This is a genomic window from Psychromonas marina, assembly GCF_030161115.1.
Classification (GTDB): Bacteria; Pseudomonadota; Gammaproteobacteria; order Enterobacterales; family Psychromonadaceae; genus Psychromonas; species Psychromonas marina.
This window is the reverse complement of sequence record NZ_BSPQ01000013.1, coordinates 110368-135127: the sequence shown is the minus strand read 5'-3', so window position 1 is coordinate 135127 and position 24760 is coordinate 110368. Positions and strand designations below refer to the sequence as shown.

Annotated in this window: 26 protein-coding genes; 16 read left to right on the top strand and 10 right to left on the bottom strand. The window is 39.2% G+C overall.

What is annotated here, in order from left to right:
* The first annotated feature begins 226 nt into the window (after positions 1–226).
* The 7 genes from QQK09_RS12580 (at position 227) to QQK09_RS12550 (ending at position 6480) form a co-directional block, all read left to right on the top strand.
* The gene (locus QQK09_RS12580) at positions 227–1246 is read left to right on the top strand and encodes a Preprotein translocase subunit SecY (protein ID WP_284204499.1); all 1020 of its coding nucleotides are present in this window, start codon (positions 227–229) and stop codon (positions 1244–1246) included.
* Between the two features lie 624 nt (positions 1247–1870).
* Positions 1871–2623: a precorrin-6A/cobalt-precorrin-6A reductase gene (locus QQK09_RS12575; RefSeq protein ID WP_284204498.1), complete on the top strand. Its 753-nt coding sequence runs from the start codon at positions 1871–1873 to the stop codon at positions 2621–2623.
* Positions 2624–2646: 23 nt separating this feature from the next.
* The gene (gene bluB, locus QQK09_RS12570) at positions 2647–3300 is read left to right on the top strand and encodes a 5,6-dimethylbenzimidazole synthase (protein ID WP_284204497.1); all 654 of its coding nucleotides are present in this window, start codon (positions 2647–2649) and stop codon (positions 3298–3300) included.
* A 132-nt stretch (positions 3301–3432) separates the two neighbouring features.
* Positions 3433–4017 carry a histidine phosphatase family protein gene (locus QQK09_RS12565; protein ID WP_284204496.1) on the top strand — a complete coding sequence of 195 codons (585 nt, stop codon included), beginning with the start codon at positions 3433–3435 and terminating at the stop codon, positions 4015–4017.
* Positions 4014–4949: an adenosylcobinamide-phosphate synthase CbiB gene (gene cbiB, locus QQK09_RS12560; RefSeq protein ID WP_284204495.1), complete on the top strand. Its 936-nt coding sequence runs from the start codon at positions 4014–4016 to the stop codon at positions 4947–4949. The genes QQK09_RS12565 and cbiB overlap by 4 nt, the downstream gene beginning before the upstream one ends.
* Positions 4950–4957: 8 nt before the next feature.
* Complete coding sequence (locus QQK09_RS12555; RefSeq protein WP_284204494.1) at positions 4958–6001, top strand: aminotransferase class I/II-fold pyridoxal phosphate-dependent enzyme; 1044 nt, start codon at positions 4958–4960, stop codon at positions 5999–6001.
* A complete protein-coding gene (locus tag QQK09_RS12550) occupies positions 5998–6480 on the top strand; it encodes a GNAT family N-acetyltransferase (RefSeq protein WP_284204493.1) in 483 nt (160 codons plus the stop codon). The genes QQK09_RS12555 and QQK09_RS12550 overlap by 4 nt, the downstream gene beginning before the upstream one ends.
* 73 nt (positions 6481–6553) lie before the next feature.
* On the opposite strand, the gene QQK09_RS12545 is transcribed toward QQK09_RS12550, so the two are convergent.
* A complete protein-coding gene (locus tag QQK09_RS12545) occupies positions 6554–7429 on the bottom strand; it encodes a LysR family transcriptional regulator (protein WP_284204492.1) in 876 nt (291 codons plus the stop codon).
* Between the two features lie 146 nt (positions 7430–7575).
* Here QQK09_RS12545 and QQK09_RS12540 point away from each other — a divergent pair, with 146 nt between their 5' ends.
* From QQK09_RS12540 to QQK09_RS12515, 6 genes are all read left to right on the top strand, one after another.
* A complete protein-coding gene (locus QQK09_RS12540; RefSeq protein WP_284204491.1) occupies positions 7576–8730 on the top strand; it encodes an iron-containing alcohol dehydrogenase in 1155 nt (384 codons plus the stop codon).
* 295 nt (positions 8731–9025) lie between these two features.
* Positions 9026–9589 (top strand): sugar O-acetyltransferase, encoded by a 564-nt coding sequence (locus tag QQK09_RS12535; RefSeq protein ID WP_284204816.1) that lies wholly within the window; start codon positions 9026–9028, stop codon positions 9587–9589.
* Positions 9590–10136: 547 nt separating this feature from the next.
* Complete coding sequence (locus tag QQK09_RS12530) at positions 10137–11591, top strand: peptide MFS transporter (RefSeq protein WP_284204490.1); 1455 nt, start codon at positions 10137–10139, stop codon at positions 11589–11591.
* Positions 11592–12056: 465 nt separating this feature from the next.
* Positions 12057–12437 (top strand): hypothetical protein, encoded by a 381-nt coding sequence (locus QQK09_RS12525; RefSeq protein ID WP_284204489.1) that lies wholly within the window; start codon positions 12057–12059, stop codon positions 12435–12437.
* 94 nt (positions 12438–12531) lie between these two features.
* Positions 12532–12729, top strand: coding sequence for a CPXCG motif-containing cysteine-rich protein (locus tag QQK09_RS12520; RefSeq protein WP_284204488.1), 198 nt, complete (start codon positions 12532–12534; stop codon positions 12727–12729).
* A gap of 35 nt (positions 12730–12764) precedes the next feature.
* Positions 12765–13076: a putative signal transducing protein gene (locus tag QQK09_RS12515; RefSeq protein ID WP_284204487.1), complete on the top strand. Its 312-nt coding sequence runs from the start codon at positions 12765–12767 to the stop codon at positions 13074–13076.
* Between the two features lie 23 nt (positions 13077–13099).
* On the opposite strand, the gene QQK09_RS12510 is transcribed toward QQK09_RS12515, so the two are convergent.
* The 8 genes from QQK09_RS12510 to QQK09_RS12475 form a co-directional block, all read right to left on the bottom strand.
* On the bottom strand, positions 13100–13561 hold the full coding sequence (locus QQK09_RS12510) for a GNAT family N-acetyltransferase (protein WP_284204486.1): 462 nt from the start codon (positions 13559–13561) through the stop codon (positions 13100–13102).
* A 34-nt stretch (positions 13562–13595) separates the two neighbouring features.
* Positions 13596–14198 (bottom strand): class I SAM-dependent methyltransferase, encoded by a 603-nt coding sequence (locus tag QQK09_RS12505; protein WP_284204485.1) that lies wholly within the window; start codon positions 14196–14198, stop codon positions 13596–13598.
* Positions 14199–14262: 64 nt separating this feature from the next.
* Positions 14263–14820 (bottom strand): nucleotidyltransferase family protein, encoded by a 558-nt coding sequence (locus tag QQK09_RS12500; protein ID WP_284204484.1) that lies wholly within the window; start codon positions 14818–14820, stop codon positions 14263–14265.
* 24 nt (positions 14821–14844) lie between these two features.
* On the bottom strand, positions 14845–15237 hold the full coding sequence (gene gloA2, locus QQK09_RS12495) for an SMU1112c/YaeR family gloxylase I-like metalloprotein (protein ID WP_284204483.1): 393 nt from the start codon (positions 15235–15237) through the stop codon (positions 14845–14847).
* A gap of 60 nt (positions 15238–15297) precedes the next feature.
* On the bottom strand, positions 15298–15732 hold the full coding sequence (locus tag QQK09_RS12490) for a GNAT family N-acetyltransferase (RefSeq protein WP_284204482.1): 435 nt from the start codon (positions 15730–15732) through the stop codon (positions 15298–15300).
* Positions 15733–15840: 108 nt separating this feature from the next.
* Positions 15841–16320 carry a GNAT family N-acetyltransferase gene (locus QQK09_RS12485; protein WP_284204481.1) on the bottom strand — a complete coding sequence of 160 codons (480 nt, stop codon included), beginning with the start codon at positions 16318–16320 and terminating at the stop codon, positions 15841–15843.
* A gap of 106 nt (positions 16321–16426) precedes the next feature.
* Positions 16427–17194, bottom strand: a complete 768-nt coding sequence (locus QQK09_RS12480) for a DUF3800 domain-containing protein (RefSeq protein ID WP_284204480.1) — start codon at positions 17192–17194, stop codon at positions 16427–16429.
* A gap of 449 nt (positions 17195–17643) precedes the next feature.
* On the bottom strand, positions 17644–19395 hold the full coding sequence (locus QQK09_RS12475; protein ID WP_284204479.1) for a methyl-accepting chemotaxis protein: 1752 nt from the start codon (positions 19393–19395) through the stop codon (positions 17644–17646).
* 391 nt (positions 19396–19786) lie between these two features.
* Here QQK09_RS12475 and QQK09_RS12470 point away from each other — a divergent pair, with 391 nt between their 5' ends.
* The 3 genes from QQK09_RS12470 to QQK09_RS12460 all read left to right on the top strand — a co-directional run bounded on the left by QQK09_RS12470 (position 19787) and on the right by QQK09_RS12460 (position 23620).
* A complete protein-coding gene (locus QQK09_RS12470) occupies positions 19787–20413 on the top strand; it encodes a LysE family translocator (RefSeq protein WP_284204478.1) in 627 nt (208 codons plus the stop codon).
* Positions 20414–20767: 354 nt separating this feature from the next.
* Positions 20768–21694: a TAXI family TRAP transporter solute-binding subunit gene (locus tag QQK09_RS12465; RefSeq protein WP_284204477.1), complete on the top strand. Its 927-nt coding sequence runs from the start codon at positions 20768–20770 to the stop codon at positions 21692–21694.
* Between the two features lie 21 nt (positions 21695–21715).
* Entirely contained in the window at positions 21716–23620 is a 1905-nt protein-coding gene (locus QQK09_RS12460; RefSeq protein WP_284204476.1) for a TRAP transporter permease, read from the top strand.
* A gap of 363 nt (positions 23621–23983) precedes the next feature.
* Here the strand turns inward: QQK09_RS12460 and QQK09_RS12455 are convergent, their stop codons facing one another.
* The gene (locus QQK09_RS12455) at positions 23984–24184 is read right to left on the bottom strand and encodes a hypothetical protein (RefSeq protein ID WP_284204475.1); all 201 of its coding nucleotides are present in this window, start codon (positions 24182–24184) and stop codon (positions 23984–23986) included.
* Positions 24185–24760 lie beyond the last annotated feature (576 nt).

The following is a 24760-nucleotide window of genomic DNA, read 5'->3' as shown; positions in this document are numbered from 1 at the left end:
AGCTGCACATGAATATTAGCTGACCAAACATGGGGGAATTATAATCAGTCAGGTCAAAGTTAGCTCTATTTAACCCTAACCACCCGCCATTGCTAGCTTTTAAATGAGCTAGCCACTACAATGCGGCGCAAATTTAACATTTTCCATTATTGACTGAACCACGGTATACGCCAACATTAAGGCACGAAAAGTTCAATAGTATGTAACCCTATTAAGCAGATTAATTATGATTGATTCACATAACAAACGTATTCGCCACCCTAAAGGTCCTTTTGCCATGAGCGTGGTATACAGCTTTACTGGCGCTTCTATTCTCGCTTCAATCATCTTTTCCTTATTACTGTTTTTATCCATTGATGAAGACCCTTGGATGCAGTTCCTATTTGGTTCATTAGCAGTGATTTTTGAGCTGGGTAAATTCTTTGCTTGGTATGAATTTGGAGAGCGCCTTGCACGACGTCACATCACCGCTGCGCTATCTGCATTTTCTTTTTACACTATTCTGGCTGCTATTTCGATTGGCGGCAGTATCGGTGGTATTAATAGTGCGACTAATACGGCGCAAAGTGTTGCTAACGTGCAACATAATCGAAGTGCTGCTTATGACCTGCAGATCGATGCGATTGAAAAACAGATCGATCTTAATAATATTGCGGCACAAAAATATATCGACCTGAATCGTATTGCGGTAGGTGTTACCCGCATTCAGAATGAGAATACTAAACTACGTCAGCAACAACTTGAGTTAGCCATTGAGCGTGATCAACAACCTGTTAGCAGTCAAGGCTCTGTATTAGGATTAATTGGCAGTGTTGCGACGGCATTAAGTATTGAAACTAAAACGGCACAACTAGGCTTAGTGGTATTTTTATCGGTATTGTTAGATCTCTTTGCTGCATTTTTTGTTGGCTTGATTGGTGAAGAGCTTCGCTTTAGCCGTACGTTGAAGTTGCAACACAAAAACAAACAAGGTGTTAACGATAATAATGACGAACAGGGGAGTTCAGAGACGATTGAATCTGAAATGAACAGTACAATTAGTCCATTATCCCGCAGTGAAGACTTGATTGCACAGGCGATAAACCTCTTTAGTCGCGATGAATTACGTTGTTCTAAAAAGGCATTAGCGGATAAACTCGCCCTTAATGCAGAGGACACGAATCAGTTATTTTCACAACTATTAGAAAAGGGATTAGTGATCCAAAAACCTAACCGCCATTTTGTGTGGCAAGGTGAAGCGGCGTAATCCTTTTATTATCCCTATGGCGTTTAATGGGGGGTTAGAGATTGCGCAGGAAAAATTATGATCAACTTTAGCTGTCCACGCAGTGTTGGAGAACAGGATGTTCGGCATAAAACTCACAACGCCGTTAGGGATAATTTTAACTAGCAAGCATGCTCACTTTCTTAACTCTTTTGCTCTTATCTACATCATTGGCCTGTTTAACTGAAATAGGTCAATGATGCTATTCCTCCCCCTACATTCAACCTCGCCAAATATTCGTTACTCGCATCCATTACAACTTAGGTCTTATTGAGCAAATAGTACGTGATGAATAATCGCGCACTATCATGTTATACCGATCACATTAATTATGTGATCTAAATTTTGCGCAGGAAAAACAGCTTAATTCAAGGCGTAAGTTGACGCAAATGGTTGTTCCCTTTGCGAAACTTACAACGCAGAAGTAAGTTATTTTAACCAGTAAAATAGATCAGCTATTTACTGTAATTCGTATTAACAGGGAAGATAGATCAAATAGTTATGTGGATTGGCTGCTGCAACTGTCATAATATAGCCACGTTTTAGATAATCTAACATTTTTTAAACAACCGCAAACAATGCCCTCGTTATTTATAGGAAGTAAAAATGAAAGTATTAGTCGTTGGCGGCACCGCGGATGGGCGCCATTTAGCTACGCAGCTTTATCACCTCGGTTTTGATGTACGCTATAGTATTGCAGGGGTTGTACGTAAAGCGACATTACCTTGCCCTGTTATTACTGGTGGTTTTACTCAATTTGGTGGTTTGCAGCAGTATTTGGTCGATCAGAAAATAACCCATATTGTTGATGCAACGGATCCTTTTGCACAGAAGATGAGTAATAAAATAGCACAAGTGTGTGAAGCGCTGTCGCTAGCTGCGATTCGATTTCAACAACCGCAATGGCGGGCAACGAGCGCAGATTTATGGATTGATGTGAATGATTGGTCTCAAGTGATAGCGGCTGTTGCTAAATATGATCGCTTGTTAGTCAGTGCCGGGCAGGTCTCTCAATCTGTTCTGGATCAGCTTGCTGTATCTTCAAAACAACTGTTCTTACGTACCGCGATGCCTGTAAAAATTAATTTACCTAATAACGTGAGTTGGTTAAAAGCGGTAGGGCCATTCCAATTAGCGAATGAGATAGCGCTTCTTGAAGAGCATAACATTGACGCTGTTATCAGTAAAAATAATGGCGGACACTCTACTTATGCCAAAATTCAAGCCGCGGCCTCTCTATCGCTGCCTGTGTTTCAGTTTGAACGGCCTAAGTTATTAGCTATAGACAATCAATTTGATACCCTAGCCGAGTGTGTTGAGCTGCTTTCTCAATGGCGAAATACATACTATGCTGGTTAACCTTCTTTAGATGAAAGAGAAAAATGAAAAGTAAGCACCGCTATTCACAGACAGAGGTAGACGCATTGTATCGTACGATAGCAGAGCGTCGAGATATGCGACATTTTACACCTGAACCCTTAGAAAATGGGCTATTAAGCCGTTTATTAATGGTGGCGAATCAAGCTCCGAGTGTGGGATTGATGCAACCTTGGCGTTTTATCCGTATTACCGATATCGCCCTAAAGCACTCCATTAAATCTTTAGTTGAAATAGAGCGTAATAGCACCGTGGATCTATTAGATACACGTAAAAATGAATTTCTAAAGCTCAAAGTAGAAGGTATTTTAGAGTGTGCAGAATTGATTGTCGTGGCACTGCCTGATGGCCGCGAAAAGCACATCTTTGGCCGCCGCACAATGCCAGATATGGACCTCGCTTCTGTTTCCTGTGCTATTCAGAATATGTGGTTAACCGCACGCGCTGAAGGTATTGGTTTAGGCTGGGTATCATTATTCGACCCCACTTTACTTGCCGAGCTATTAAATATGCCTAAGCAAAGTCGACCGATTGCTATTTTATGTATCGGCCATGTAGAAAAGTTCTATGAAAAGCCGATGTTGGTAGAGCAAAATTGGATTGAACCGACACCGAGTGAACAATTAATCTTTGAAAATAGTTGGGAATCGACAAATTAATAACGTATTAGCACATGTGAATGCGAGTCAGTTTATTATTAGTTAGTAAAAGCATATAATATCCAACAGCTTAGATTAAAATTTAACGGTAATACATTCGCCGCTAAAGTCGCCATATGAAGAAGAGTCAATGTGAATAAAAAAACAATTTTCTACCTTGCCCGCCATGGTGAAACACAATGGAATATCGAACAACGTATTCAAGGACAATTAGATAGCGCGTTAACTGAAAAAGGGCAACAACAGGCGTTACAGCTTGCGCGTTTGTGCGAGCCTTTAAACATCACGCAAATTTTAACCTCACACTTGGGCCGTGCAAAACAGACCGCTGACGTTTGTGGGCAACAGTTACAATTACCCATTAATATCTTTGCCGGTATTGAAGAGCGTGACTTTGGTTTATGGCAGGGTAAACAAACAGAAGAGATGCGCACACATCCGGATTATGCCGAAATAACAGCACAGGTGACCGATTGTAAACCACAGCAGGGTGAGAGCTCAAAACAATTGCTATCACGCTTTGAGACGGCTTTAAAAGCGCAATTTGACACTAAACCCGATGGTTGTTACTTGATTATTACTCACGGCGATGTATTACGTTGCTTTATGAGCCAATTTTTAGCCTGCGATCAATTAACAACGGGTTATGATTATAAAAATTGCCAACTCATCCCGCTTAGTTATGATCATGCCAAGCGCTGTTTCTTACCTTTATGATCACCTTTTTCACCCTATTGGCTGCGTTAATTATTGACGCCATTTTCGGAGAGCCAACCCGTTACCATCCGTTAGTTTTATTTGGAAATTTAGCTAAAGCGGTTGAACGAAAATTAAACCAAGGTTCAAAGAGCAGACAATTTATCGGCGGTATTTGTGCTTGGTGTGTATTGGTTTTGCCTATTCCGTTAATATATTGTTGGCTAATTGTTATTTTACCAAGTTATGTTCTGCTGTTATGCAATATTTATATTGTCTATTGGGCTGTTGCACTGAACAGTTTACAACGTCATGGAATGCAGATTTACCGTCCGTTAAAAGCCAATAACCTGTTACAAGCCCAACATTATTGCGGTTATATTGTTAGCCGTGATACTAGCGCGTTAGATCAAGCAGAAATTAGCCGCGCAACCACTGAATCAATGCTTGAAAATGGACATGATGGTGTCACTGCTACCCTTATCTATTTTGTAATTGGCGGTGCCCCCTTAGTCATCATGCATCGTTTGAGTAATACCTTGGATGCGATGTGGGGTTATCGCAATGAGCAGTATAATTACTTCGGTAAATGCAGTGCGCGTATGGATGACCTACTCGGTTTTGTAAGCGGTAAGATCACCACACTGCTATTTGTAACCATGGGCGTTTTTACTGGCCGAGCAAAAGCGGCATTGATTAATGCCTATCAACAGGGCAGACAGTATAAAAGCCATAACGGTGGTTGGGTAATGGCATCTGGTGCAACGGTATTAAATGTCTGTTTAGGTGGCAAAGCGATTTATTTCGGAAAACAAGTTCACTCACCACAATTAGGGCAGGGTGAATCGGTACACAGTGATCATATCAAAGCGAGCTTAACCCTTGTCAAACAAGCGGTGTTAATGTGGTTATTGTTGGTATTCGTTTATACGTCAGTGTTGAAGGTTATTTAGGAGTCGTCATGGCACTATTACACGGTGGTCAATTAGCCGTTATTGCACAACAGTATCAAATTCCAGAAAGTGATTGGTTAGACCTTTCAACAGGTATTGCGCCATTTAGTTACCCGGTCATCGATATTCCTTTGCCCGTGTGGCAACAGTTACCTACTATCTCGACCACCTTAATTGAGGTGGCAAAACAGTATTACCAAGCAGAGCATTGTTGGCCTTTAGCGGGCAGTCAGCAGTTAATCGAACAGTTGCCTCAACTATGGCTAAATAAAATCAGTGCTGATAATAAGATCATAGCTAAGCATGTTTATCTGCCTAAGGTTGGTTATAAAGAGCACCAACAGGCTTGGCAGCAAGCGGGCTTTGAATTGCATTTTTATCAGCAACAACTACCTTCTGATATTATCGAAAACAGTGTAGTGGTGGTGATTAACCCGAATAACCCAAATAACGATCGATTTAGTATTCAGCAATTATGTGTTTTACAACAACAGTGCAAGAAACAACAGGCATTGTTAGTGATAGACGAGGCATTTGCAGATATATTTCCTACAGATTTTAGTTTTGTACAACAGCTCAATGATGGTCAAGGTAATAATGAAGATGTGATTATATTACGCTCGATTGGCAAGTTTTTTGGCTTAGCGGGACTGCGAATAGGCTTTGTATGCAGTAGTCAATCATGGTGTGAAATCATTAAGCAACGTATTGGACCATGGTCAATTAATGGCGCAGCCCTCTATATCACAGAGCAAGCACTCAACGATACGCAGTGGCAACAGACACAAATTATAAGGCTACAACAACAGAGCCACAGTCAATATCAAATACTTAAGCAGTATTTTCCCCATTGTAGAATTGAAACTAACGCGCTGTTTAATACTGTTTACAGCACCGATGCAGCGAGCATTCATCGCAGGCTTTGTCAGCAAGCTATTTATGTTCGTTTGACTGATGAAAATGATGCACTACGTTTTGGTATCGCTGATCAGTTACAACTTGAGCGCTTGCAATATCTATTAAGTGAATTATTTCAGGAGAATAAAATATGAAGATCAGCATTCAACCTATTCAAGCACAACATAATAATAAGATTTGCGAGATAATAAAATCTGTCGGCGCTGAGTATGGTGCAGTCGGTGATGGGTTTGGTCCTTCTGATCCTGAAGTAGAAGCAATGAGTGATTTTTATAATGCTCAAAATAACAGCCAATATTTTGTTGTGATGGTCAACGAACAAATAGTTGGTGGCGCGGGCATTGCTGCCTTTAATGACAGCAAGCAGGTATGTGAACTGCGTAAACTGTTTTTATTATCCACGACCCGCGGTTTAGGCCTCGGTAAAAAGCTCACGCAAACCTGTCTTGATTACGCAAAGGACAGTGGTTATTCAGAATGCTATTTAGACACGTTAAGTAATATGAAAGCAGCAATCGCCTTGTATGAAAAGATGGGTTTTGAGCATCTCGATAAACCGTTGCAAGGTACAATACATGGCGGTTGTGATATATGGATGTTAAAGTCGCTTTGATAAATAATGCTTAACTAAGGAATATTGGCATATATAGTCAATATTCCACTGATCAGAAAACAAATACATCTAGTTAGTTTTCGCTAAAATGTACCAGCAAGAAATCGATTAACAATCTTACGCGATGCGGTATAAGGTCTTTCTTTGGATAGACCAACCAATTGGCATTATCGTTGACTTGGTAATCATCTAATAGGTACACCAGTTGCCCGCTATCAACTTGTGGTTGTACTAAATCTTTCGCCAAATAAGCAATACCTAAATCAGTCATGCAGGCTTGTTTTATCGCATCGGGGTTGTTGCTGCGCCAATTACCTTGTACTTTTATCTCTTTGATTTTTCCGTCAATATTAAATCGCCAACGATTAGTGATCGCGACTAAGCAGTTATATTTAATCAGGTCTTCTGGCGTTGTAGGAATACCATGATCATTTAGGTAAGTTGGTGTCGCAACTAAACTCATATGGCGGGCACAAAGAGGGCGTGCAATAAGATTTGAGTCTTGCATACGCCCAAAACGGATCGCAAGGTCAACGCCTTCTTCAATCAAATTGACATTACGTGCACTGAAATTCATCTCAATACTGACTTGCGGGTAGCGTTTCATAAATTGCGCTAGTACAGGTGCGACCTGCTTCGACACAAAATCACCCGCACCTGTAATACGAATTAACCCTTGTGGGGCTTGTTGCGTTCCCTGCAGATGATCCGTCGCATCACTCAGCGCCTGGCGTATATTTTTAAGGCTGATAATGTATTGGTGCCCAGCATCGGTTAGACTGATTTTACGTGTTGTACGGTTAATCAAGCGTGTGCCTAAACGACTTTCTAATTGCGTCAGTTGGCGACTAATATGTGAGGTGGATACATCTAATTCTTTCGCTGCTTTAGTGAAACTGCCTTGCTCTACAACCTGAAAAAACTCTTCTAACCCTTGCCATACCAGCATAAAAATCACCATTATTGAAGTTCTAATTGGATGTTATCATGTTTATTGTTGCAGCTGTGCAAAAGTGATTGGCTAAAATAACTATTATCGTTTTTATTTTAAGCTCTATACTGAGTGCATCTTATAAATTAACAGGTACGCATATCATGCTAAATTTCTCTTTTTCAAATAAAACTCGTATCCATTTTGGTACACAGCAAATCGCACAAGTAAGTAACGAAATTCCACTCGACGCAAAAGTGTTGATCACTTACGGTGGTGGTAGCATTAAGAGTAATGGTGTTTATGATCAAGTGATCAGTGCGTTAAGCGAACATACGGTATTTGAATTTTCAGGCATTGAGCCAAACCCAAGTTATGAAACCTCGATGAAAGCTGTTGCATTAATCAAGCAGGAAAATATTGATTACATTTTAGCGGTTGGTGGTGGTTCAGTGATTGATGCGAGTAAATTTATTGCTGCAGCGGCGCTGTTTGACGGCGAACCTTGGGATATTTTAGCAAAAAAAGCAACGGTTGAAGCAGCAATTCCATTAGGCGCGGTATTAACACTACCAGCGACCGGTTCTGAATCTAATGGCGGCGCGGTTGTCTCTAAACTTGCGACTCAAGATAAATTAGCATTTATGAGTGCACATGTATTGCCACAGTTTGCAGTGCTTGACCCAAGCGTAATGAATAGCTTGCCACCACGTCAACTTAGTAACGGTATCGTGGATGCCTTCATTCACACCATTGAGCAATACTTAACTTATGATGTGAACGGTAAACTTCAAGATCGTTTTGCAGAAGGTATTTTACTGACATTGATTGAAGAGGGACCAAAACTATTCACCGATCAAAAAACCGATGATGTGAATGGTAATGTGATGTGGAGCGCAACACAGGCGTTGAATGGTCTAATTGGCTCTGGTGTTCCGCAAGATTGGGCAACACATATGATTGGCCATGAAATTACGGCTACTTACAAGTTAGACCATGCACAGACATTAGCTATCGTATTACCTCGTATGATGTGGGAAATGCGCGAAACTAAAGAAGGTAAATTACTCCAATACGCATCACGTGTGTGGGGAATCAATGAAGGTGATACAGAAACGCGTATCAAGGCGGCGATTGAAAAAACAGAGCAGTTCTTCCATTCAGTTCAGATGAAAACACGTTTCTCTGATTATCAACTGGGTGAAGAAGTCGTTGATGTGATTGTTGGTCATCTAGAACGTCATGGTATGACGCACCTTGGTGAAAAACAGCTAGTAACACTTGAGCATAGCCGTAACATCCTAGCTGCTAGTTTATAATGTAATCATCACTATCAGTATAAAGCCCCATTAACTTGTTAATGGGGCTTTTTTTTGCCTCTTATAAACCAAATGCCATTGCTTATAAATCTTAATACGCTGTGATCGCGATTATCTTTATACTGACAATGAATCATAAATCGATAGTGTTGGCCTGCAATCTGAGATCATATTCATACAAAATGTAAAAATAGAGACGTTTAATGCGTTGATTGTTTTAACATGATTCTTCTCTTAGCATTTGTAAATTGAGAATAGGTAAATTGGGCATTGGTAAATTGAGGATAAGTAAGTGATAACAGAAAAGCAAAAGATGCTGGCAGGGCAGTATTATGACCCGAGTGATGCAGAACTGACTGAGTTACGCTATCAAGCACGGCTGGCGACTGAAAAATTTAACCGCACTAGTGCGCATCAACGCGAGGAAAGAGCTGAGATCATCAAGTCTTTGTTTGGTTCTACTGGGAATAGTCTGCATATTGAATCCACGTTCAACTGTGATTATGGTGGAAATATCCATGTAGGTGAAAACTTTTACGCCAATTTCAACTGCGTGATATTAGATGTCGCAGAGGTGCGCATCGGAGACAATTGCTTTATCGCACCACAAGTCGGTATTTACACCGCCACACACCCCTTAGACCCGATACAGCGAGTTAATGGCATAGAGTATGGTAAAGCGATAACGATTGGTGATAATTGTTGGATAGGGGGACATGCAACTATTAATCCTGGTGTGACATTAGGTAACAATGTGGTGGTTGCCTCTGGTGCAGTGGTCACCAAAAGCTTTGCTGATAACGTGGTTATTGGCGGTAATCCTGCCAAAGTGATCAAAAAAATCCCACTCTCGATGTAAATACTAGCAAGCAAACACGGTGACCATCAATATACTGGTGATCACAAACCTTTGAGTCCCGTTAATCTGGGACTTTTTTATGCGACCCGTAAAACGTCAGATAGATGCTTTCCTTTGGTATAACTTATAAAGCTCAAACTTGCTCATTTCTGCTGTTTTTAGGTGTTGATTAAATCAATTAGTTAGCTTAATTGGTTATCTCAGAGAAGTGTTATATTTTTGTGTGTGTAATGGGGCTTATGTTGAATTGGTGTTGCTGAAGTAAGCGACTTTGTTTCTACTTTTGTTAAAGTATGCTTTATTTTCCCGTATTCATTGACTTCGAAAGCCCTGTAGGGCTATATAAGCGTTACGTTTACATCTGCAATATCATTTATAGGGCATCAGTAACATCTTCAATGTTCAATAAGTAGATCTAGGTAACACATTTTTACTTCTTTCAAATCACTTTGTGAGCTTTAATGTTGTTTCATACTCTAAATTGCAAAAATCTAGCCTGCGATATCTTTTTTATTGCAGCAAAATACAAGCTTAAGGTGGATGCTCAATGAGTACACAAAAATTACCCGGCACAATATTAGGACACCCAAAGGGGTTGTTCTTATTATTTTCAACTGAACTGTGGGAACGATTCAGTTACTACGCAATGCGAGCGATTTTAGTACTCTATTTAGTCGATCAAGTCGAAGGTCAAGGTGGTCATGGTTTGGGTTGGTCACAAGCTGATGCACTGTCATTATACGGCACCTTTACAGGCTTGGTATTTTTAACCCCACTGATTGGTGGATGGTTAGCGGATTCCTATTTAGGACAACGTAAAGCGATCTATATTGGTGGTGCATTGATGGCCGCAGGGCAGTTTATGCTTGGGACTCCACATGCTTGGATACCAGGCATGGAAATCGAAATGTTCTATCTTGGATTAGGCGCGTTAATCCTTGGTAACGGACTGTTTAAGCCAAATGTTTCTACAATGGTGGGTGACCTATACGAAGAGGGTGATACTCGTCGTGATGGTGCCTTTACCATCTTTTATATGGGCATCAACTTAGGTGCTTTCTTATCCGGTATCGTGGTTGGTTTTGTGGTTGCAGCTTATGATGGTAGTTACCAAGCGGGCTTTGTATGTGCTGGTATTGGTATGATTATCTCGTTAATTACTCAATATTTATTCGCACAAAAGTTACTCGGTGATCTTGGTAAATATCCTGCTGCAAAACTTGAAAGAGAAAAGAATCTTAAGAATGGTCAAGTTAAAAAAGAGCCATTAACGAAAGTTGAACGCGATCGCATTAAAGTAATCATGCTAATGGGTTTATTCACTATTATCTTTTGGGCTGGTTTCGAACAAGCGGGTGGCTTGATGAACCTGTTCACTAACAATTTCACTGATCGAATGATAGGCAGTTGGGAAGTGCCTACCACGTGGTTCCAGTCTTTAAATGCGATGTTTATCGTTATTTGTGCCCCTGTTATTGCCGCTATTTGGGTGAAATTAGGTAAAAATGAGCCAAATTCACCGGTCAAATTTGCACTGGGTCTCTTCTTCCTTGCTGTTGGCTTTTTATTCATGATTGGTGCGGTATTACAGATGGGTGGCGATCATACGGCTAAATCAAGCATGTGGTGGTTAGTGGGGGCGTATTTCTTCCATACCATGGGTGAGCTATGTTTATCACCGATTGGCCTATCAATGGTGACTAAATTAGCACCTGTGCGTATCGCTTCATTAATGATGGGCGCATGGTTCCTGTTTGTTGCGATTGCAAATAAAGTAGGGGGCTTGATAGGTTCGTTAATCGGTCATAGTTCAGCAATTGAAGACCAACTTGCTAATGCGATGTCTATCTTTGCAGGCATCGCGATTACAGCCGCAGTGTCGGGTATTATTTTATACTTCATGTCAGACAAACTGGTTGATTGGATGCATGGCGCTGAAAGTAAAAGCGAAAGTGAAGAACACGTTATCGCTGAAGAGCTAGAATTAACAAGCCAACACTAATACCAATGGAATTTAATAGGTGATCAGAGTTTGCGTAGGAAAAATTATTACTAAGAAGGCGTGAGTTGCAGCCTTTCGAGAGATTAACTTCGTTAATCCTCTATCGGAGAATTAAATTAAAGACTTTAATTCTTTAATAGTTGTTCTCACTTCAAAACTCACAACGCAGTTAGGGATAATTTTAACTAGCAAGAATGATCACTTTATTAATTCCTTTGGTATAAGTAACCGCACAGCTTTTATGTCGTCGCATTTGTTGATATAAAGTAATTCCTGCCCGCAACTGAGTTTGTTATGACACTTACTCAGTTGTGCGGCATTAAACCTACCTGCAATCCAATATCTACGTTAAATACAATCACGTTATTACATATAATATAATAACGCTATAATTCTTATCTCATATCGACTATTGTTATCTCTCTGACTAGCCGTAATCTTGGCTTATTTATTTGTGAGGAAAAAATGCGAGAACATGGTCGTTTCGATATGCAGGTTGAGGAGCAAGTTATTGTTTTAAAAGTCTATGGTGCATGGAATTTTGAAACAACCTCACGTTGGTGTCATGAATATAAAGATCACATTGATGCGATCAAAGATAAGCCTTGGGCTAGACTGATGGATCTCACCCTGTGGGAGTTAACAACACCTGATGTATGGGAGCTTGTCGATCAGGTGAACCAGTGGGCAAATGCTAATAACCAACAGTATGATGTTGTGATCTGTCCACTATCCATTCAAAAGCAGTTACTCGCTAGGGCGCATCAAGTGTTAACTAATGTTGAAATCGTCTTCTGTGATAATTTGATAGAAGCGAGAAACTGGCTAAAAGATAACGGTTTATAATTCAAGAATTTATAATTAAGCATTTATAATTAAATAATGGCGCCTTGGTGCCTTAAAAATAAACGCAATGCTGCTGCAATAAACAGGAGGTTATTTGAATCATTTAATTGAAGCAACTGTTGGTTGCCCTTATTGTGGAGAGATGATTGATATTTTAATCGACTATGCTGATTTGGGGCAGCAATATACAGAAGATTGTCAGGTCTGTTGTAAGCCCATTATTTTTATGATTGTTGAAGATATGCAGGGAGAATTGCTCGTTAATGCTTATAGCGAAGACGATGCTTTCTGATCTCGTCGTGTGTTTATAACTCAGAGTATTTAAATATGAAGATGGTATATTGCAACGAAAACAGTTTCTTGGTTAATAATGTCAGAAACCTGCTTGAAGCTGAGCAGATAAACACCTTTCTTAAAAATGAATTTTCTCAGGGTGCGGTAGGGGAAGTTTCTGCCACAGACGCATGGCCCGAAGTTTGGATAGTAAATAACACCGATTTTTATCAAGCGATGAAGATAGTTCATTCATCACAACAAGCACATAAAGGGTCTGATTGGGTTTGCGCTGATTGTGAAGAAACCAATAATGCCTCTTTCGAAATATGCTGGCATTGCCAAGGTGAACACCCTCAACGTTAACGACTTCAATTTTAGGCTATTGGTTATGGCAAATTTAAGGTCATAAACTGACTGTTCACATCTTCAACATAATCTGCAAAGGGTGAGCAAAACACAAAGCCATGTTTTTTATACAGCGCGTGTGCGGGTTTGAAATAATCCATTGACCCCGTCTCTAAACTTATTTTTTGGTAGCCGCTTAATTTAGCATCTTCAATTAAATGCTTAAGTAACCGTGAAGCCACCCCTTTGCCTTTATAAGCCGTTGCAGTACGCATGGACTTAATCTCGGCATGGGCCGCGTCTAACTGCTGATAAGCGCCGCAACCTGCCAATATTTCACTATCCCAAATTGTCCAAAACTTTACCGATGCTGATTTTAAACCACTTAAGTCTAAAGCATGTTTACTTTCAGGCGGCGAGGTAGCCTGCATATCTGCTAAATGTTCCTCTAACAGTGTGATGATTTGCTCACCACATAAATCATCTAATTTTATGGTATACATAACTAACTCCTTGTTATTGTACTTGTCGTTGTACTTATTGTGTTTTTTGTACGATAAAGTAACTGTGTAGTTCCGGGTGTTGGTCATATTCAAAGTGTTTACAACTACAACCTAAACTCATAATGAGCTGTAAAAATCCGTTTACCCCCAGTGTTGAATAGTAAACTTCTGGACCCATAAAATCATCCAGTTGATCCCCTTGCTCGTCGGTTCCCCCACAAGAAAAAATCAGTACACCATTGGCATTCAAACTATTAATTAATTTTGTTATTACATTCACTTGCTGATCAAGCGGAATATGCCAAATACTATCCCAAGCAGTAATAAAATCATAGTGTTTAGGCACAAGCCATTCACAAATATCAGCGTGATAAAAGCTAATAGCAGGGTGCCTTGCTTGCGCAAGCGTGATCATCTTTTCTGATATATCAATACCCTCAGGAAGAAACTCATTTTCTAACAGCAAGTCAATAAATCGGCCCGTACAACCACAGCCAACATCGATTGCAGCACCTCGGTTTTTGACAAATTGCAGCGCTTTACGATGCGCGTCGATGCCGTTGTTACGATTAAACTTTTCACTCAGCCATAAGTGAGTGATCTGATCATAAGCGTTGCCAATTTGTGTAGGGTTCATCGTTAGCTCGTAAAAGTAATTGTGTATTGCAGTAATAGGGCAATAAGCACAATGGGTTAATTGATCATGATATAACAGTTAAACTAGACCACTTTATTAGCCACTGTTTTGATTTTACACGATGTTCAAAAAGTGAACGTTGACGTTTAGGATTATAGGTGATTTGCAAAGCAAACAATGACTCAAAACCAAAGGCCGACACGCACTCATAACCACCATTATCTGTTTTACGTATCGCCAGCGCTGTCTCTTTCTCAGGCCAATAACTCATTGCATCAATGCTACTTTGGTAGGGTTGATCACCATTTCTAATATGCATATTGGCTTGATTACGCACTTGCCAGTTAACCTGTGGCATACGTTGCGTCAGCTGTGTTTCATATTTGAGATAAGCTTGATCATCAACCTCATTTGCGTCGTAATAAATAACATCCATATCGTTCAAAGGTGTTGGCATCGGTTTTTGATGCAAATGATCCCACACCAAATTTCTTACAAATCCAGCCGCCAAATAACATTGCGGTAAGTGCAACTGATGTAAGCAGTCCAGTGCTTCAATTCTTAATCTATCTTGTTTAAGCAACTGGATAATTTTAATCATGTTGCTCTGCGTATTAGTCATACTGTTTACCGTTGAAAGTGGGGCTTACAGCGTCACTTGTTGATATAACTCTAATGGTAGGCCATCAGGATCTTTGAAAAAGGTGAATTTTCTACCCGTAAACTCATCAATACGAATAGCCTCGACAGCAACGCCTTTTGACAGCAGATAATCACAGGTTTCCTCTAGGGAAGCCACATCAAAGGCTAAGTGTCTCAACCCTAACGCCTCAGGAGAACTAGGGCGCTTGGGCGGATTAGGGAAAGAGAATAGCTCTAATTGACCACCATCGGGCAGTTTAAGATCCAGTTTATAAGATTGTCGCGCTTCACGATAATTTTCCGCAATCACGGTAAAACCAAGAATAGCGGTATAAAAATGCTTAGATTTCTCGTAATCGGAACAGATGATGGCAACATGGTGTATTGAGTTAAACAAGGTATTCTCCTCGCGTGTAGAACGCTCACTTAAGCGATATAGCCACTGTTTTTGTTATGTTTAAATTTCTTGGTTGGAGATTTGTCGGGACAGATAGAAAAATCGGTCTTCTTCTTTATCTATTACGAAACCATTTCTCGTATAGAGTTGATACGCAGGGCTAATTTTAAAAACACGTAGTCTAAGTAAATTTACACCAGTTTTAATTGCTAAGCGTTCACACTCTGCCAGAGCGGATGCCCCAATACCCTTATTTTGAAATTTGTCACTAACCTGTATATCTCGGATATAACATTCATTATTATCAAAGGCTAAACGAATTGCACCTACTATCGAACTATTATAAAGAATATCCCAATTTTCTAAGTCTACAATTTGCGCTTGTATCTTAGATTGTTCCCAATTCACAGAATAGTGTTCATAGTATGAACGCATATTTTTATATGTAATCTCTGCCGATACATGAAGATCGGCTGTTGGTTGATATGTAATCACTGAAAATTTCCTAACGCCCGCTTAATTGGACAAAAATTGTTGGTTATAATATGGAGCAAGCGGAACCTAACCCTCTGTTTTAGTTTCGTTTTAAGCGCCTTGTTAGTTTTAGGACTCTGCAAAAGAGTGCAGATTTTCTCCTGTTAATTGATAACCTAGCCATTCGCTTTTAGGTTTAGCGCCCAAAGATTCGTAAAATTTAATTGCTGGTTCATTCCAATCAAGTACACTCCATTCAAATCTTCCGCAGTCTTTTTTTACTGCAACCTTTGCTAAATATTTCAAAAGCAGTTTACCAGCACCACTACTTCGTTCAGAGTGACTTACATACAGATCTTCAAGATAAAGACCATTTTTACCTAGCCAAGTAGAATAATTGAAAAAGTAGACGGCAAAGCCAATTGGCTCACCACCTTTTTCACAAATGATGGCTTTAGTAGACGAATCTTTGCCAAAAATAGAGTTTTCAATTGAAGATTCTGTAGCGAAAACCTCATGTTCAGCTTTTTCATACCTTGCTAGCTCTTTAACAAACCTAAGAATTAGAGTTGAATCTTCTCTCTTTGCTTTGCGTATTACAATTGACATTAATACTCCGTATAGAAACTAACGCCGCACTAAGCGGACTAAAATAGTTGGTTAGAATGTGTAGTGAAGCGAAACTCACTGTTTTTGTTCCGACTTTGATTTATTTTTATATTTCATTATCTTGAACTGGGCTTATAGAAAAATTTGGTACAATTGTTTTCGTTGCTGGATTAGCTTTATTTTCAATTGGAAAATGCCAAATATTAAAGTCTTTATTCGGGTACGTATCATAGTGAAGCTTATCCCAACCGAGCATTTCAGCCATTTTAATAAATGAAGCTTCTTTTGCTTTTGAAAGAGTTATATTTTTATTTAAATATTTCATGTAACCAGAGTTCACAGCACCGGTTAAAATATCTACAACCTGTAAACCAGCATGAGCTTTTGAGTCATGCATTTTTACATCAGATATTGTTTTATCTTTACCAATTTGAGAAAGCATATTATTGGCAACGATTCCGATAACTTCATCGTTCTTCTTATACTTGTCGCATTTATAATCTATCATCACTTTCAAAGGTGAATTTACCTGTTTAGCTGTATTTTTTAATAGGTACGTATATGTTTGATAAAAAGCACGCTCTCTATTAATACGCCAATTATTATATATAGACTTTTCAACAATAATTGAATGAAAACAACAAGCCGTTTTTAAAACCATAGATAAAATATCTACGCAAATATTCGCCTGACCAGAACTATTTTTGATTTTCTTCCACTTCAGCTCACCTACAATGCCTCTTTGAGATTTTAACTTTTGGACATGGCTTTCAAACTCTTCAATTTTATCCATTGGTACGCACAACAAACCGATGGAATAACAACAGTCACTGCCAGTTGTACCACTTTCATCGCCAAAAACTAAGTAGTCCATGTAGCCTCCGTTGAAATGTAACAGCTTTTTCAGCTGGAAATAATCCATTCGTTCTTTGAAAAATGGATTTATTTTATGACTAATAGTTGACCATAATTTCTTCTTTAATGCTATTTTAAACAATTAATTACATTCAAAATTTAAATATAAATCAATTTACTTACGGATCTATTATCTGCTTGTGAAATATCAAAGCGAAATGTTGTAATAAAACCTAATATAAAAATGACAGGGCAGAACAACTAACCCTTGATCATTTAGTGTTTCCTCTGTGTAGCGGCTTCATGTTCATAGGTTTTGACTATTCCATCAAAACAACTGTTTTGCCACGAAGAAGATGAGTGTTTGTTACGGTTCTATTTAATAATCTAATAGTGCCTGTTGAGTGAGATAACACTCCTTGTTAATAAGCGGGTTATCTCTTATCAGGCATTGTTTCAGTTCAGGCTTTATATTTTGAATTGTGCCACCATTTTGCTGAGCGATCTATTCGCATCGGTAAGTTGGGTGGTGGTACAAGTGGTCGCGTTGCCGTTGTCGCTGATGTTGCCGATCACTTTTTTAATCACCGCCATATTACGCGCAACATCATCGGTCACAAGGCATTGCTCCTCGGCGGATGTGGCTATTTGAATACTATGAGAATGTATTTCTGATATTTCCACCGACATTAGATCTAGTGACGCGGTAACCTTAGCGGTTTTTTCTGCGCTACTCTGGCAACTTGTTGTTGTTAACTCCATCGCATCAACAACCGATTTCGTGCCATGCTGCAGCTCCTGTAGCATTTGATTTATTTCTGAAGTGCTATTTTGAGTGCGAGCAGCAAGTGCACGTACTTCATCGGCAACGACTGAAAAACCGCGCCCTTGTTCACCTGCGCGTGCAGCTTCAATCGCTGCATTTAATGCGAGTAAATTTGTTTGATCTGCAATACCGCCAATGACACCTAATACAACACTAATGCGGTCGGTATGATTGCTCATGTCTGCAATCGCAGTAGACATGGTGTTTACCTCTTGGGCTAATGAAGTCACACTACTTACAGCTTCGTTGACTATTTCGCGTGATTCACAAACACCTTGCTCTGCTTTTTGCGTTAAAGTTGTCGCTAATGAGGTGCTAGTTGAAACAGATTGTGCAGCAGTAGACATCTCCGTGATTGCTGTTGCGACCAGTTCCGCTTCTGATACATGATGGTTAATCAGCGATTGGTTAGAATCAGCACGTTGATTAAGTGTATTAACGCCGGTTTCGATGAGTTGAGATGAATCACTTATTTTTTGCATCATATCTTGTAATTGTGCGATAAATATATTGATATTATTTGCTATTTTTCCTAAATCATCGTTACTTGTTACGATAATTCGATGTGTTAAATCTCCATGTCCTTGTGCTAATTGTTCGGTGACTTTGCGCAGTGTGCTAATGGGTTTAGTGATAATACCAATAGCCAGTAAACTCAGAGGAATGATAATCAGGCCCACGAACAACAGGGCGAAGGTGATCTGTTTGTTTATCATATCGGTATTAGTTTCGATAAAATCCGTATCGATATAGTTTTTAATCGTCCAACTCATCCCCGGTAGCGTAAGTGTATTGTTAAAAATATTGAGGTTACCAGTTATTTTATTTGAATAAAGCAAGGTGTTTTTAGCATCGAAAATCTCAAGATAACTGCCTTGTGTGTTGGCTTTTTCTATTAATATTGGAATGAAATCTAAATCGACATAAAAGACATTAACAGAGTTATCTGGTTGTGCTACTGCGATGTAAATAACATCTTTGCTTTCAATTTGTTTGATATTACTGATCAGTAAACCTTGTTCTGTATCTTGTACCAATTGCGCAATCTTAAACAGACGTTGTGATTTATGCTGATCATCAACGGCTCCCTCTGCGCCAAAAATAATGCCATTGAGGACTTTATAGATGTGCAAAAATCCAGATCTTTCTTCAATTAAATCTATATCAATAATGCCGACGGATAAGTTGTTCGCGAGATCTATTTTTGCTTGAATTTGAGAGGTAATATTACTTTCTAAAAGGGTACTATTATTGCTGATATGTGATGCGTCACTTTCATAGATATAATTACCCACTGAATAATTCACACTAAAATAGGAGGTAAGCATAGTCACGAATAAAACGGCTGCTACCGTAAAATATATTTTAGTTTGAAATCCTACTTGGTTGGTCATGCTAGTCCTTTTAATATGATATATGCAAGGTTTAAAAATTGTGAACTCAAAAATACAGAAGAGCAGCAATAAAGCTTAATCACTATTGCTGCTGAGTCATTGTGTTCATATACAAATATAATGATCTTGCAGAGGGTTAGTTTTTTTGTGAGTCTTCAGTGAGATTAAAAATTAGTTTTCCCTTGAACACTAATAGTCATGCTTACGATAAGTATTTAATGTTACAAAAATATTATTCTGACTTATGTTTACACATATAGATGGAGTTTTGACTTTAGTTTATTGTTCAGGGGTGTTTTGTTGGTTAGCGCTTTTGTATAATGTTCCAGCTACTTTTATGCCGCCACTATATCGCCAATTCGTCAGTTAATAAAAGCAAATAGGAAACCCTATGATCCCCATCGAAACCATCGCTATGTTCATCGTAGCCTCTGCTGCGCTGTCTCTATCACCGGGCCCTGATAACATCTTTGTATTAACGCAGTCTGCGATGAAAGGCAGAAAAGCGGGTATATTTGTTACTTTAGGTTTATGTACTGGGTTAATGTTTCATACCGCAATGGTATCACTGGGCATTGCTGCCATTTTTCAGACTTCAGAACTCGCCTTTAATACGCTAAAAATCATTGGTGCTTTGTATCTTCTCTACCTCGCATGGCAAGCTTTTAGATCCAGCGCGGCGAATTTTGAGACGGTTAATGATGATCTATTGGATTGGAAAGCACTTTATCTGCGTGGCATTATTATGAATATCACTAACCCTAAAGTGGCTATCTTCTTCTTAGCCTTTTTACCGCAATTTGCAGACCCAAGTGTCGGTTCGATTACCCTGCAGATGATACTGTTTGGCTGCTTATTTATTATTACAACGCTGGTTATCTTTTCGAGTGTGGCTTGGTCAGCAGGATTTTTAGGTGAATGGCTGAAGAGTTCTGAAAAATCACAGTCAATTATTAATAAAATGGCGGGTACGGTATTTGTGGGTTTGGCGATTAAACTTGCTGTTACCAGTCGATGATTCAGGGTGACAGAACGCTTATTTTTTAACATCAATTAAGAGGGCGATTTTTTAATCGCTCTCTTAAAACTGCATAATATTTCTTCTCTTTATCCTCTCACATGACTGCCTAAATTTTATGTGTAATGTCATGTAAACAATTACTTATCGATTGTTGTTTAAACACCTATTTAATAAAAGTTTTTAATTAAAACAGTTGCTGAATGATAAATATTACCACTCAGGGTTAATGTAACTTTGTGAAGCCACGCAATTGAAAGCAATAAGTTAAGTGCTAATCTTAAGTAACTTGTCATTAATAAGTCATCAACAAGTCGCTAACATATCACTAATAAACTTAATAGGATTACGATAATGCAGAAGATCTTGAAAAACGGAATACTAGGATTAGCTTGTCTATTTTCATTCAATGTTATTGCTGAAAACCATACCATCGGTACAGGTAGTCAAAGTGGTACCTATTATCCATTAGGTGGCATACTTGCCAAAATTTGGAGCGAAAATATTGACGATTTTGATATGCGTGCGGAAGTCACCGCTGCATCGGTAGAAAACACCATTAAAGTATCGACTAAGAAACAGTTAGCGGGCATTGCGATGGGTAATGTGGTGCTGCAAGCGCACGAAGGGGTAAAGCCTTTCCCACGTAAAATGGATGTCTCCGTGCTATTTGCGTTATACCCCAATGTAGTGCAATTTATTGTCCCTGCTGATTCTGATATCAAATCGATTAAAGATCTCAAAGGCAAGCGTATCTCGTTAGGTGCGCCGGGCTCCGGTACACGCGTAAGTTCAACTAATATTCTTGCTGCATTAGGTATTAATGAGTCAGATATTGACGCGCAGTCATTAAATTATACAGCGACAACTAATGCAATTTCAGCAGGGCAGATTGATGCTGGTGCGATTGTTGGTAGTGTAGGTGTTGGTGCAATCACTGAACTTGCGTTTACTCATAACATTCGTATTTTAACGTTCACGCCTGAAGAGCTTAAAATTGTTTCAGACAGTAATCCTTCTTACCAAGCGATTGATGTCCCTGCAGAGAGTTATAAGGGTGTGAATGCCTTTAGCGCACCTGCGGTATGGAACATTTTAATTGTGAACAAAAATCTAGATACTGAACTTGCTTATCAAATGACTAAAATTGCCTTTGAAAATATGAGTGAGATTAATCAAGTGATCAGTGTGACTAAGTTTACAACGCTTGAGAATATGAACAAATTGAATGGTATCGATTTACACCCAGGTTCATTAAAATATCTAAAAGAGAATATGTAACCAAACTCCGTGGAGAAAATCATGAACACATCAACTAATATGTGCAAATTGATTACGGATAAAGTGTTATTAATAGCCGCAATTGCGGCTATTTTATTATCTGTATTTCAAATCTGGCAAGGCATCACTGCTGATCTTTCTGCCCCTGTATTTAGACCCATCCATCTTAGTTGGGTTTTAATTTTAGCGTATCTAACGTTACCACTTATAAAGTCCGAACAATCTGCATTGTTATACCTATGCGGACGATTTGTCGACTTACTTTGTATCGCCGCGATTGCATGGGCTTCCTACCATATTGTTTCATTTGATTATGACGATATCAGTTTCTTACTTGATGGCTTAACCACACTGGATCAACTGTCTGGTTTGATCATAGTTGTACTGTTACTTGAAGCGACACGCCGTACCGTCGGTTTTGTGATGGTAGGCATTGCGATGTTGTTTTTAGCTTATGCAATTTTTGGTGATGTTTTACCATCAAGCGTTGCTAGCAAAGGTTTCTCTATTGAAGAGATCATACGATTTCATATCTATTCCACCAATGGTATTTATGGTGCGCCACTCGCGATTGCGGCGGGTGTGGTGTTTATCTTTGTATTATTTGGTGCGTTTTTACAGGTATCGGGCGCGGGTAAGTTCTTTATTGATGCTTCGTTCTCTATTGCCGGGAAATACCGTGGTGGTCCTGCTAAAGCAAGTGTACTTGCATCGGCAGCATTAGGCTCTATTTCAGGTTCTGCGATTGCAAACACAGTAACCACAGGTTCGTTAACTATTCCGATGATGAAAAAGTTGGGTTATAAACCCGAGCAAGCTGCGGGTATTGAGGCTGCTGCATCGACCGGTGGTCAAATAATGCCACCAGTTATGGGCGCGGGTGCCTTTGTGATGGCGCAATTTACGGGTATTCCCTACAGTGAAATTTTATTGGTCTCGATTGCGCCTGCGATACTCTATTTTGGTTGTACTTTATTGTATGTGCATTTGATGGCCTGCAAGTTAGGTCTAAAAGGAATGGAGATCACTGAGAAAATATCGGTGGTGTTAAAAAATGGTTGGCATTTTTTAGTTCCATTATTGTTAATTACTAGCTTATTATTGATGAGTTATTCTCCAATTTTGGTGGGGATTGCAGGTTGTGTTGCTATTTTAGTGGCGGCAATGTGTCGTAAACATAGCAGGATCAGTTTTGCATTAGTCTTTGAAGGCATGAAGGAGGGCGCATTACTGGCGTTACCTATCTCAATCGCTTGTGGTACAGCGGGTATTGTTGTTGGTGTCGTCGGGCAAACGGGTATTGGCCTGCAGTTTACGCAATTCTTAATGGCACTGTCAGGTGGTTATTTATGGTCGGTGTTAGGCTTAATTGCGATTGCAGCGGTTATTTTAGGCATGGGGCTACCTGTGACAGCGGCTTATATCGTTTTATCTATTATGGCAGTACCGAGCTTAACGGAGCTTGGTGTGGGTCTGCTTGCGGCGCATATGATCGTATTTTGGTTATCACAAACCTCTAATGTGACGCCACCGATTGCATTAGCAGCCTTTGCTGCAGCGGGTATTGCGAATACCTCACCGATGAAAGCCGCCGTACAGGCGTTTAAATTGGCGCAAGGATTCTTTATCATTCCTATTATGATGGCATTCTCAGGTCTTATTTGGGTTGAAGGAAACAGTGCTGATTTTGCTATCTCGATTGTATTAACTATTGGTTTGATTGTTGCGTTTGCGGGGTGTATTGAAGGCAGGTTAGTGACCAGTTTATCGTCGTTAAGCCGTTTGCTGTTATTGGTATCAGGTTTTACGATGCTGCTACCTTATTACTGGTTAAATATGGCGGGGTTGATTGTCATTGTTATGATCGTGTTATTCAACCTAAAATTATCTTCTAAAAATAAACCGCTATCAGTCAGCCCCGGCTAAGCGAGTATTGATCACCAATGCACATTAAATTTATCGTGAGATGGTTTAATGTGTATCTACTTATTACATTACCAATCATTACACTTCATATCTATTAACGTTTTATTAAAACTCACAGTTATTTTTGTAATAAAATTACAGTAATGTTGTATAGATACGTGTTTTGATAATGTGTCTCATTAAATTATACCGCTGTAAATGAACACTTAATTGTGTGGTTTTACTGGATTGTGTGGTTTTATTTTTTACGCAGTGGGGAGGTGGTAAGTACTTTGAGAGTGTTTGGGTGATTAACGGTGTTTACGTCCATTTAAAAATAAGAACACCTATCATCAGAGTTGTAGTTTCTTGTTGACTCTTTGTTTATGCTGCGTTTTTTGGTAGATCGTAAGTGTAAACACGTCGGCCATTTGTTGTGTTTTCGTAGTAACCTTCTTCTCGGATGTAAGACCATGAGTAGATGCTTGTTTTGTTTTGTGCTGCTAAAGTAGTGATAACACGATCAACTTTACGACCTGAAGCATCTTTATCTGAACGGAATAAGTTTTTAACAATTGTTAACATAATAATAACCTTTTTGTGTAATTTAATTTCAATTTTGTATGGCTGAATAATACATCATCAATAAAGTGTGAGCAAGGTCTCATTTATATGTTTTTGAAGGTGATATGGAGGTTAGTGGCGGTTGGTAAGGTATCTAATTGATACTATTGGTTTTATAAGCGTAATCTTTGTGAAAATATTTATCTATGTAAACGATTTCTTTTTTGTTGATTATGGACTTGTTCCCCTCAAGAAATCACACAGGTTTGATCAGGGAAATTACACCTTTTGTAGTGCTATTTTGAAAGCTTGGTTAGAATCAATAAATGAAAAAAATTCATTAAAATAAGCCGAATATAGCGCAAATTAATGTAGGTCCTTTATTGATGATTATGGCTAGACAGATATGCTCAGCAAAAGCTACCAATTGATGGCTGGTTTATTACAGGATCGGAGCTGTTTTGTCGTAATGATCAGTTGCTAAAGAGGCTGTGAAATCTCGCTGTATATTTCCGTTTTAATTTTCATAAAACGGCTCAGTATGTCACTCGCTACCATTCTAATTAATAGTCATTTTTATAATGTAGTTATTCACTA

What these genes read in the sequence shown, in the direction of transcription:
- QQK09_RS12550 (WP_284204493.1), top strand. Translation starts at nt 5,998, where the DNA reads ATGAAGATCAGCATTCAACCTATTCAAGCACAACATAATAATAAGATT.
- QQK09_RS12475 (WP_284204479.1), bottom strand. Translation starts at nt 19,395, where the DNA reads ATGACCAACCAAGTAGGATTTCAAACTAAAATATATTTTACGGTAGCA.
- QQK09_RS12530 (WP_284204490.1), top strand. Translation starts at nt 10,137, where the DNA reads ATGAGTACACAAAAATTACCCGGCACAATATTAGGACACCCAAAGGGG.
- QQK09_RS12540 (WP_284204491.1), top strand. Translation starts at nt 7,576, where the DNA reads ATGCTAAATTTCTCTTTTTCAAATAAAACTCGTATCCATTTTGGTACA.
- QQK09_RS12465 (WP_284204477.1), top strand. Translation starts at nt 20,768, where the DNA reads ATGCAGAAGATCTTGAAAAACGGAATACTAGGATTAGCTTGTCTATTT.
- QQK09_RS12515 (WP_284204487.1), top strand. Translation starts at nt 12,765, where the DNA reads ATGAAGATGGTATATTGCAACGAAAACAGTTTCTTGGTTAATAATGTC.
- QQK09_RS12505 (WP_284204485.1), bottom strand. Translation starts at nt 14,198, where the DNA reads ATGAACCCTACACAAATTGGCAACGCTTATGATCAGATCACTCACTTA.
- QQK09_RS12555 (WP_284204494.1), top strand. Translation starts at nt 4,958, where the DNA reads ATGGCACTATTACACGGTGGTCAATTAGCCGTTATTGCACAACAGTAT.
- QQK09_RS12480 (WP_284204480.1), bottom strand. Translation starts at nt 17,194, where the DNA reads ATGGACTACTTAGTTTTTGGCGATGAAAGTGGTACAACTGGCAGTGAC.
- QQK09_RS12580 (WP_284204499.1), top strand. Translation starts at nt 227, where the DNA reads ATGATTGATTCACATAACAAACGTATTCGCCACCCTAAAGGTCCTTTT.
- QQK09_RS12510 (WP_284204486.1), bottom strand. Translation starts at nt 13,561, where the DNA reads ATGTATACCATAAAATTAGATGATTTATGTGGTGAGCAAATCATCACA.
- bluB (WP_284204497.1), top strand. Translation starts at nt 2,647, where the DNA reads ATGAAAAGTAAGCACCGCTATTCACAGACAGAGGTAGACGCATTGTAT.
- QQK09_RS12460 (WP_284204476.1), top strand. Translation starts at nt 21,716, where the DNA reads ATGAACACATCAACTAATATGTGCAAATTGATTACGGATAAAGTGTTA.
- QQK09_RS12525 (WP_284204489.1), top strand. Translation starts at nt 12,057, where the DNA reads ATGCGAGAACATGGTCGTTTCGATATGCAGGTTGAGGAGCAAGTTATT.
- QQK09_RS12455 (WP_284204475.1), bottom strand. Translation starts at nt 24,184, where the DNA reads ATGTTAACAATTGTTAAAAACTTATTCCGTTCAGATAAAGATGCTTCA.
- QQK09_RS12485 (WP_284204481.1), bottom strand. Translation starts at nt 16,320, where the DNA reads ATGTCAATTGTAATACGCAAAGCAAAGAGAGAAGATTCAACTCTAATT.
- cbiB (WP_284204495.1), top strand. Translation starts at nt 4,014, where the DNA reads ATGATCACCTTTTTCACCCTATTGGCTGCGTTAATTATTGACGCCATT.
- QQK09_RS12545 (WP_284204492.1), bottom strand. Translation starts at nt 7,429, where the DNA reads ATGCTGGTATGGCAAGGGTTAGAAGAGTTTTTTCAGGTTGTAGAGCAA.
- QQK09_RS12500 (WP_284204484.1), bottom strand. Translation starts at nt 14,820, where the DNA reads ATGACTAATACGCAGAGCAACATGATTAAAATTATCCAGTTGCTTAAA.
- QQK09_RS12575 (WP_284204498.1), top strand. Translation starts at nt 1,871, where the DNA reads ATGAAAGTATTAGTCGTTGGCGGCACCGCGGATGGGCGCCATTTAGCT.
- QQK09_RS12470 (WP_284204478.1), top strand. Translation starts at nt 19,787, where the DNA reads ATGATCCCCATCGAAACCATCGCTATGTTCATCGTAGCCTCTGCTGCG.